General features: G+C 58.1%; 7 protein-coding genes and 1 riboswitch. Of the genes, 2 read left to right on the forward strand and 5 right to left on the reverse strand.

All coding sequences use genetic code 11. The features are described 5' to 3' along the window. Positions 1-135 precede the first annotated feature (135 nt). From EJQ19_RS30695 to EJQ19_RS30715, 5 genes are all read right to left on the reverse strand, one after another. Positions 136-903 carry a thiazole synthase gene (locus EJQ19_RS30695; protein ID WP_126145017.1) on the reverse strand — a complete coding sequence of 256 codons (768 nt, stop codon included), beginning with the start codon at positions 901-903 and terminating at the stop codon, positions 136-138. Between the two features lie 4 nt (positions 904-907). Beyond that, complete coding sequence (gene thiS, locus EJQ19_RS30700) at positions 908-1,111, reverse strand: sulfur carrier protein ThiS (protein WP_126145018.1); 204 nt, start codon at positions 1,109-1,111, stop codon at positions 908-910. A gap of 20 nt (positions 1,112-1,131) precedes the next feature. Next, on the reverse strand, positions 1,132-2,460 hold the full coding sequence (gene thiO / locus EJQ19_RS30705; RefSeq protein WP_126145019.1) for a glycine oxidase ThiO: 1,329 nt from the start codon (positions 2,458-2,460) through the stop codon (positions 1,132-1,134). Continuing rightward, entirely contained in the window at positions 2,460-3,077 is a 618-nt protein-coding gene (locus tag EJQ19_RS30710; RefSeq protein ID WP_126145020.1) for a thiamine phosphate synthase, read from the reverse strand. Before EJQ19_RS30710 ends, thiO begins: the two co-directional genes overlap by 1 nt. A gap of 321 nt (positions 3,078-3,398) precedes the next feature. Beyond that, a riboswitch (TPP riboswitch) is annotated at positions 3,399-3,496 on the reverse strand. Between the two features lie 163 nt (positions 3,497-3,659). Next, on the reverse strand, positions 3,660-4,418 hold the full coding sequence (locus tag EJQ19_RS30715) for an MBL fold metallo-hydrolase (RefSeq protein ID WP_126145021.1): 759 nt from the start codon (positions 4,416-4,418) through the stop codon (positions 3,660-3,662). Between the two features lie 127 nt (positions 4,419-4,545). Between EJQ19_RS30715 and EJQ19_RS30720 the strand changes: the two genes are divergently transcribed. Both EJQ19_RS30720 and EJQ19_RS30725 read left to right on the forward strand, forming a co-directional pair. Then, positions 4,546-4,974 (forward strand): Lrp/AsnC family transcriptional regulator, encoded by a 429-nt coding sequence (locus EJQ19_RS30720; protein ID WP_126145022.1) that lies wholly within the window; start codon positions 4,546-4,548, stop codon positions 4,972-4,974. Positions 4,975-5,027: 53 nt separating this feature from the next. After that, positions 5,028-6,014 carry a bile acid:sodium symporter family protein gene (locus EJQ19_RS30725; protein ID WP_126145023.1) on the forward strand — a complete coding sequence of 329 codons (987 nt, stop codon included), beginning with the start codon at positions 5,028-5,030 and terminating at the stop codon, positions 6,012-6,014. The last annotated feature ends 136 nt before the right edge of the window (positions 6,015-6,150 follow it).

Below are 6,150 nucleotides of genomic sequence, written 5' to 3' on the forward strand. Positions count from 1 at the left end.
AGATGTGTATAAGAGACAGCCCCTGTCCACCCTGGTTCCGCCAACTGGACTTTCAGACCGGAAATCAGCCTCTAGCGTTACTTGTTCCACTTGAATTCCACTATCGCATGTCTTGCTTTGACTTTGGCCATTTCCCTACACTCGGCTAAAGCCTTCCATTGGCGAACTCGCCGAAGCGTAGCGCTTCTTCGGGATACGTCCGGCTTCAAACCCAGCGCGCCCCGCTTCAATTGCCAGCTTCATCGCGAGCGCCATTTTGACCGGATCTTTGGCCCCGGATACCGCCGTGTTCAAAAGCACCCCATCCGCGCCCATTTCCATCGCCAGCGCCGCATCCGACGGTGCGCCGATTCCGGCGTCAACGATAACCGGCACCGTCGCCTGCTCGATGATAAAGCTCAAGTTCAGCGGGTTCACGATGCCCTGCCCCGTCCCGATCGGGGATGCCCCCGGCATAATCGCGTGTACGCCGAGCGCCTGCAATCTTTTCGCCAGCAGCACGTCGTCCGATGTATACGGCAGCACGATGAAGCCCTCTTCGAGCAGCATTTCCGACGCTTTCAGCGTTTCCACCGGGTCCGGAAGCAGCGTCATTTCGTCGCCGATCACTTCGACTTTTATCATGTCGCACAAGCCGGAAGCTTTGGCGAGACGCGCGATGCGCACCGCTTCTTCCGCGGTTTTGGCACCGGCGGTGTTCGGCAGCAGCGTGAAGTTCTTCACGTCCAGCATCGACAGAAAGTTCGGCTGGCTCGCCTCAAAAATGTTCATCCGCCGCACAGCAAACGTCAAGATTTGCGACTCGCTGACATCGACGGCTTGCTTTTGAATATGAAAATCAGGAAACTTGCCTGTACCTAACAGTAAACGTGAACGAAATTCATAAGGACCGATTTTTAACATGTGGTTATCCCCCTCCGACAAAATGAACGATTTCGATGCGATGACCCTCCGCAAGCTCGGCTCCGGCGTGGTCTTCTTTATGTAAAATGGCGTCGTTGTGCTCCACGATAAGCATTTTCTCTCCTAGGCCAAAATGTTCCAGCAGGTCGACGACCGTCCGAATCCCATCCGGCACCTCGACGCCTTGCCCGTTAATGTGCAGTTTCACTCCTTTGCAGCTCCTTTCATTTAAAGTGCGGGTTCGCCTGTCTTTTCGACCCGCTTATTCAAGCTCGCCCGCTTGGAGCCCTCCCTGACATCCGGGGCAAAAGCATCCAGCATCGCCTGTTCGTCTGCACTCAGCCCATTTTCCTCGGGCGCGCTTCCCGCTTCCGCCGCTCGCCAACCGGATTGCGACTGGGCAGCTCCTCCCGTCTCTTCGGCAAACCCCTCACCCGCAAACAGCCACACCAGTTGCTCCTCTTCTTCCTCCTCGTCGTCAACGGCGGCCCCCTCGGCGATCAGGTTCGCCATCATCTGACCGGTGAGGGGACTTAGCAAAATCCCGTTGCGGTAATGCCCGCACGCGGTGTACAGCCCTGCGAGCTGCGGCACGGCGCCGATGTAGGGCAGGCCGTCGCCCGACTGCGGCCGCAGGCCCGACCAGGCCCGCTCCCACTCGGCCCCGGCCAGCTCCGGCATCAGCTCCTGGGCCCGCGCCATGAGGAGCTGAAGTCCCGCCAGCGACACCTTGCGGTCGTAGCTGTACGGTTTGACGGTCGCGCCGACAAGCACGCGCCCGCCGGCCTTCGGCACCACATAGCACCCTGGGGTGAACAGGGTTTTGCGCAGGAGCGGCTTCGGCGTCAGCACCGAGAAGCACTCGCCTTTGACGGGGTACATCGGCAGCTCTGCGCCGATGCCCTGCAACAGCTGGCCGCTCCAGGTCCCGGCGGCCACCACGACTTGGCTGCTGTAGAGCGGCCCCTCCGGCGTCATTACGCCGGTAATTCGGCCGCCCTCGGCCAGCAGCGCACTTACCGGGGCGAACTCGCGCACGTTCGCCCCGAGCGTGATGGCGGCCTGCGCGAACGCGGCCGCCAGCTTCGGCGCCTCTACCTGCCCGTCGTCCGGCAGGTAGAGCGCCCCGCGAACCCGCGAGGAGAGCGCGGGTTCCAGTTCACAAGCGGCGGAGGCGTCCAGCCACTCCGCCCGCTCCCCCGCTGCGCGCTGCCATAGCGCCCTCGCGCGCAGCTCCGCTTCTTGAACGTCGCTGAGCGCGACGTTCAGCAGCCCTTCCCGGACGAGGCCGATGTCCACGCCCGTCAAGTCCTTCAGTTCCTCGCTAAGCGCGGGGAACATGCTTCTGCTGCGGCGCGCCCACTGAAACAGCGCGCCGTCGTCTTCCATCTCGGACTGTGCGCCGAGCATGCCGGCTGCGGCCGACGACGCCTCTGTGCCGAGTCGGCCGCGATCGAGGAGGGTGACGGCCGCTCCTTTTTTCGCCAAATAATACGCAATCGATGCGCCGATTACCCCTCCGCCCACGATGAGAACATCTGTGATTTTGCTGCCCATTACGGCATCACTCCTTTATGTTCAAGCGCTTGATGAAAAGTTTGGATTGTCGCCAGCGGGTCTTCCGCCTCCCAGATGCCACTCATGACGGCGATGCCGGCAGCACCGGTGGCCAGCACTTCCGGAACGCGGCTAGGCGTCATGCCGCCGATGGCGAGCACCGGGATGCGCACACGTGCGCCGGTTTCAGCGAGCTTCTCCAGCCCTCGCGCCGCCAGCCCGGGCTTGGAAGCCGTCTCATAAATGTGTCCGAACAGCACATAATCCGCCCCCTCCGCCTCCCGCAAAGCCGCTTCTTCGGCGCTGTGCACGGAGAAGCCGATGCGGAGCACGACTGTGCGTGCCATCTCCTGGCTCGGAGGCGAGCTGCCCGGCAGATGAAGCCCGCCGAGTCGCAGCGCTTCCGCCACGGCAGGCAAGCCGTTGACGTACAGCTTGACGGCCGGCACGCCGAGCGCCAACAGATGCTGCACACCGATGAAAACCTCATCGGGCGATTTGGCTTTTTCCCGGATATGGATAGCCGTGACGAACGGGTGAATTTGCACCGCCGTCTGACCGATCTCCGTCCAGGTACATTTGCCATTCGTTATGACATGCAGTTCCTTGCCTGCCATGGTCTCCGCCTCCTTTTTGCCTGGTATCGCTAACGGTTGCCACAACGCCTATTCGCCCTAAAATGCAACCATTTCAACTCTAATGGTCGCCACGGCGCTTATTTGCCCAAAAACCACTGAAATCATGCCCTTTTCGCAGAAATAAGCTCTACCGCAACCGTTGCAGGCTGCTCTGTCGCTATTTCCATCAAATAGCCGCGCTGGCAACCGTTACAGCTTGCGTTTCCTCTGATTAGCCTCGCAATGAACGCAAAAAAACCACTTCTCCGTAGAAAAGTGGTCGCAACGCTGCCGCTGTAATATTAGAAATAAGCAATCAGCTTGAAATTCGCTCCACTTTCCTCCGCTGGTATGACCCAGTTCAGGTTCAAAGGGTTCAGTTGCACTGTCTCAGCCTTTCGGCGCCCCTAGGGAAACACTCGTATGCAGTTATTTCCTATCATAGCACGAGGGAACGCGCTTTGGGAACATGTATTTCCAAACATCACCTAACCTGTTGTCTTCCCGCCCTCCTCAGGCAGGCATCACGACCTGCTCCGGCCCTTACCACGTGCAGGTTCAATCTCTCTTCTACAACCACGCCTACCCTGCGACCTTCTCCCCATCCTCCGGTATCATCACCTGCTCCAACAGCCCTTCGCGCGCAAGCCGCTCCCGCAAGTCGGCCCGCGTTACATGGCAATGGTTGATCGCGTCCATGTGCACGGCCACAAGCATTAGCTGCGGCGCGAAACGGCACACCTGGATCATATCGTCCGCATCCATCGTAATCGGATCTCCTGTCGTGAACCGCGCTCCGCCGGCATTCAGGATCGCCCACTCCGGCTTATGAATCGCGATCGCCTCCTTCACATCGTCGCACCAAATCGTATCGCCGGCGAGATACACAGTCGGTTCTCCTTCCGCTTGAAAAACGAAGCCGGACACCCTCCCCATCATCCGGCCGATCTCGCCGGTACCGTGCTGTCCGGAGGTCCGGGTTAGCGTCACTCCGTGTACGGAGATGCAGGCGTTAACGGCCGTCACAGAGGTGAAGCCCGCCTCCTGAAACGCCGCTTCATCTCCGGGCTGGCAGAGTACCGGCGTGGCCTTAGGAATGGCGGCAGCCGCAGCGCTGTCCCAATGGTCACGATGAAGGTGCGTTACCACGAGCACATCCGGTTGGGCATACGTGTTCGGCGACACCGCTGCCGGGAGAGGCACCAGCGGGTTCCGCCGGTCATTCGCCGTATTCGGGATCGGTGGATTTTCCTCCTGGCCGCTGAACATCGGATCGATTAAGAAACGAACGCCTGCATAGGTAATCAGGAGCGTTGCATGTCGGATTAACTGAATTTTCATGGTTCTCCACCTCTTATCTTCCTCGTATGGTTCTGTTACAATGATAAAATACACAGGTGGTTCTTCACAGAGCCGCTTGAAACGATTTCGGCAATTTCATTTTCACCGTGAAAGGAAATATCGGGCGATGCAGACTCCGCTTTTTGACGACATCGATTACCGCATACTCCGATGCCTGCTGCAGGACGCCAAACAGTCCTTCAAAAAGATAGGCCAGCAGGTCCATCTGACCGGTCAAGCTGTCGGCGCCCGTGTACGAAGGTTGGAAGACCTTGGCGTCATTCGCGGCTATACCGTCAACTGGGATCCGGATAAGCTCGGGCTGCCCGTCCACGCGTTTATTGTTGTGTTCGTGAACTCGAACAGTGCGCATAGCGCTTTTCTTGCATATATCGCAGGCAGCGAGCCTGTGCAGGAAGCGCACCGAGTCAGCGGCGAGGGCTGTTACTGGCTGCGCGTCAGGCTCGCCGCGTCTACCGATTTAAACGTTTTACTCGACGAGTTGCTTGCTTTCGGCAATTACAAAGTCAGCTTGTCCATCGGTCAAGTGAAGTAGTCTTGCACTTTTTACACGCATGCACACGTGCACACGAGAGGATGAACATCAAGATGCTCCCAGCGCTCAATCGACAATTGGAAAAAATCATGCCGCTCATCACCCCCATCTCTGTTCTCATCGGCGTCCTGCTCGGCAGTCATTTGTCCGGATTTACGTTTCTGTCTCCGTGGCTGTTTGCGTTTATGACGTTCTCCGGGAGCATCTCCTCCAGCTTCAGAGAATTTGTCAAAGTAATTGTGCAGCCGCTGCCGCTCATTACGACGCTGCTTATTCTTCATGTCGGCATGCCGCTCGTGGCGCTAGGTCTCGGGCACGCCGTCTACGGCCACGAACCTTTGACAATCACCGGCCTGATTCTCGCTTCCGCCATCCCGACGGGGATTACCAGCTTCGTCTGGGTCGCGATTTACCGCGGCAATATTGTGCTGACACTGTCCATCATTCTTATGGATACGATTCTTTCGCCTTTTGTCGTCCCTTATACGCTGTCGTTGCTGGTCGGCACCAGGGTGCAGCTCGATACGCTGTCCATGATGAAGGGACTGTTCTTCATGATCGTTGTGCCTTCTTTGATTGGCATGCTGCTTAACCAATGGACGCGCGGGCGCATCAAAGAAACGTGGAGCGGCAGGCTCGGCCCCTTCTCCAAGCTGTTCATGGGCATCGTCGTCGCCATCAACAGCTCCGTCATCGCACCGTATTTGCGCGATTTTGACATGCATTTGCTCGGCCTGGCAGGCTTAGTCCTCATCATCGCTTCGCTCGGCTACATGATTGGTTGGCTCGTCGCCAAGCTTTTTGGCTGGGATCAGGGCACCATCGTTGCACTGACCTTCAATGGCGGCATGCGCAACATTAGTGCTGGTGCGGTGCTTGCCGTAGCGTATTTTCCGCCGCCGGTCGCGATTCCCGTCATTCTCGGGATGTTGTTCCAACAATCCCTTGCCTCATTGTTTGGCTTCCTGCTGAACCGCAGGTATGGTCTTAAAGCTGTCGATACTCCGCCGGTAAAAATGTCAGGGGCAAAGCAGGCTTAGGCTGGGCTTCATTAATCATCAGGGGAAAATTGTCCTGATTTCGTCGATCTGGCTCCCAGTTGAAGCAAGCGCATGCCAACCATCGCTGGTACAACAGTGTAGATAGGCGCCTAACCTTACCAGTACCTGCAAAAAC

Origin of the sequence: Paenibacillus whitsoniae, from assembly GCF_003955665.1 — a bacterium.
Classification (GTDB): domain Bacteria; phylum Bacillota; class Bacilli; order Paenibacillales; family NBRC-103111; genus Paenibacillus_E; species Paenibacillus_E whitsoniae.

Bases quoted from the DNA above. Each gene is read 5' to 3' on its own strand.
- EJQ19_RS30695 (WP_126145017.1), bottom strand. From the start codon at position 903: ATGTTAAAAATCGGTCCTTATGAATTTCGTTCACGTTTACTGTTAGGT.
- thiO (WP_126145019.1), bottom strand. From the start codon at position 2,460: ATGGGCAGCAAAATCACAGATGTTCTCATCGTGGGCGGAGGGGTAATC.
- EJQ19_RS30710 (WP_126145020.1), bottom strand. From the start codon at position 3,077: ATGGCAGGCAAGGAACTGCATGTCATAACGAATGGCAAATGTACCTGG.
- EJQ19_RS30715 (WP_126145021.1), bottom strand. From the start codon at position 4,418: ATGAAAATTCAGTTAATCCGACATGCAACGCTCCTGATTACCTATGCA.
- EJQ19_RS30720 (WP_126145022.1), top strand. From the start codon at position 4,546: ATGCAGACTCCGCTTTTTGACGACATCGATTACCGCATACTCCGATGC.
- EJQ19_RS30725 (WP_126145023.1), top strand. From the start codon at position 5,028: ATGCTCCCAGCGCTCAATCGACAATTGGAAAAAATCATGCCGCTCATC.